Genomic DNA, 2,479 nt, shown 5'->3' with positions numbered 1-2,479 from the left:
GCGGTGAGCCGGGCCCGGCTCGGCCGACCGGTCGAAGGGAAAGGGGAGGCGATAATTCCGGGCATTGCCGCAGGTGGGAAGGTGTTTGTGGCCCGCGACCTGCCAGGCGGAGGTATGCGCCCAGGCGCCTCGGGCTACCGCGCGGAGTGGAAAGCGGCCTGGTGGGCCGGTGGGCGCACCGCGATGGGCGGAGGTCATCCGCGTCTTTCATCACCTGTTCACCCGTTGACCTGTAAGGCCTGGATTCCGCCGACTTAAGCGTAATCAGCGACCTGCGCGGTCAGTTTTTCCTTGCGTGTGTCACCGGTGCATGCAAGGGTTTCTGGTGTCTGGTCGGCCGGTTCGGCCCGGAGGAGGAACATTTGATCAGCGGGGGAGACAGTGATGTGGTGGAGGGTGCGGAGACCACATTACTCATCGCGGATGCGCACCCCTGGACAAGGCTGGGGCTTTCCGCGCTGTTGAACGCGGTGCCGGGGCTGAGTGTGGTGGCTCAGGCCGCGGACAGCGAAACTGCTTGCGCGCTGGCCGAGAGCGCCGAACCGGATATCGTCATCATCGACACCGATTTCCCGGATCTCGGCGGGGCGGAAACCATCCAGCGCATCTTGGAGGCGGACCCCGAGAACCCGCCGACCGCCCTCCTCGTCACCTCTACGGTCGACGACAATGACATATACGCGGCCCTCCACGCAGGCGCTCGCGGAATTCTCCTGAAGAACATCCCGCCGGAGCAGATGACCGCGGCCGTCACGGCCGCCGCCCGCGGCAATATGGTGTTCTCGCCCGGCGTGATGTCACGTCTGGTCGACATCTGCACCCATCGCACCACGCCGGTCGAATACGACGGTTCCAGGCTGGCGACGCTCACCATGCGCGAGGCCGAGGTGCTCAAGTTGGTCGCCAAGGGGTACGGGAACTCGACCGTCGCCAAGATTCTGCACATCAGCGAAGCGACGGTGAAGACACATCTCAACCGCGCCATGGGGAAGCTGGAAATCAGCAGCAGGGCCCAAGCCGTCGCCCTGAGCTATGAGTTCGGCCTGGTGATACCGCGGCAGCGGATCGCGGGTCCGATGTCGAACGCCAACAGCGCATAGACGCCGAAACGACCCGGATTCGGGCGTGGCGCTCGTCGCCTTCGCCGACCCGTCGGGACGGGTGGGCATTGGCTGGCCGGCCGCGCGCAGCTCTTCGGAGCTCGTCGACGCGGTGCGTGGCGCCCAGCGCTGACCACGCTCTTGAGACGGCCTTGGGCGCCGCCCGGCGCCCAAGGCCGGACGATCCGCCGGCGCTTGAGGAAGCTTGAGGAAGAAGGCAGCACCCGGCTCATGACGCTCTTCTCGTTCCGCTCCTGCTTCGACGGAGCCGTGCCGCCGACGGTGGCCGACCCCGCAGCGCTCGGCACCGCCGCGTTCCGCGCCGTCTCCTACTGTGAACCGTTCCGCGCCGCCTCGGCGTACGGCTGGTACCTCTACCCGCCGCTGGACTGCTTTGTGAAGTGGGACGGGGCCTCCTTCCGCTGGCTGGCCGAGGGCTGCCCCGACTGGCTCCCGCTGACCGAGGTGGCGGCCCAGACCATGCTGCGGGTACGGGACGGCGAGGCGCCCGACGACGACCCCGTGCTCGGCCTGCCGGTCTTCTCCGCCGCGCCCGAACCCGGACTGCTCCAGGTGTGGACGGGCCTGGTCGCGCGTACCCCTCCGGAGTGGAGCCTGCTGGTGCGCGGCGTGCCGAACCTGCCGGGCAGCCTGACGTACGAGGTACAGGACGGGCTGCTCGAATCCGGCTGGTGGCACGGACCGCTCCTCGGCAACCTGCGGTTCCGCCGCACCGACGAGGTGGTCCGACTCTCCCGCAGGCACCCGCTGTTCGCCGTGCAGCCGGTGCCGTCCGAGGCGTATCAGAGCCGGACGCTGCGTCAAATGGAGTTCGTACCGGCCGACTCCGACAGCCTGTCGGAGACGCGGCAGATGATCGCCGACGCCCTCGCGGTCCGGGATGACGACCGGCCCGGCGGCTCACGCCGCGAGGTGGCGCGCCGACGGCGCGCGGACGAGACGCCGGACGCCAAGGCCGCGTCGCCGCAGTAGCCGAAGACGAGAACGCACGATGCGCTACCAGCTCCTGGGCCCCGTGACGGCCACCGGCCCGGAAGGCCCCGTGCCCGTGGCCGGGCCCAGACGACGGGCGGTGCTGGCGGCCCTGCTGCTGACCGCCAACCGTCGTCGCCGCGGTCGGCGGCGGCCCGGGAGTGGGCAAGACCTCGTTCGCGGTGTACTGGGCCCACCGGGTTCATGACCGCTTCCCCGACGGCCAGCTGTATGTGCCCCTGCGCCGGAGCGGGCCGGATTCGCCGGTGTTGGACCCGGCGGAGGCGGCGGCCACCGTGCTGGAGGCGTTCGGCGTGCCCGCGCCGCGGATCCCGGCCGGCCGAGCTGCCCGGCTCGGCCTCTACCGCAGCGTGCTGGCCGGCCGG

At 69.9% G+C, this 2,479-nt stretch carries 3 protein-coding genes; all 3 read left to right on the top strand.

Translation table 11 applies throughout. From position 1 onward, the window contains the following. Positions 1–362 precede the first annotated feature (362 nt). Positions 363–1,100, top strand: a complete 738-nt coding sequence (locus CCN51_RS22510; RefSeq protein WP_238545317.1) for a response regulator — start codon at positions 363–365, stop codon at positions 1,098–1,100. A 195-nt stretch (positions 1,101–1,295) separates the two neighbouring features. Beyond that, complete coding sequence (locus CCN51_RS22505) at positions 1,296–2,093, top strand: DUF6065 family protein (RefSeq protein WP_148276909.1); 798 nt, start codon at positions 1,296–1,298, stop codon at positions 2,091–2,093. A gap of 161 nt (positions 2,094–2,254) precedes the next feature. Beyond that, on the top strand, positions 2,255–2,479 hold a 225-nt coding region (locus CCN51_RS22500; RefSeq protein ID WP_143675874.1), incomplete at its 3' end, for a hypothetical protein.

The organism is Streptomyces milbemycinicus (genome assembly GCF_002154605.1).
GTDB lineage: Bacteria > Actinomycetota > Actinomycetes > Streptomycetales > Streptomycetaceae > Streptomyces > Streptomyces milbemycinicus.
Note: the sequence above shows the minus strand (reverse complement) of the source record. Positions and strands in the feature narration are given on the sequence as shown.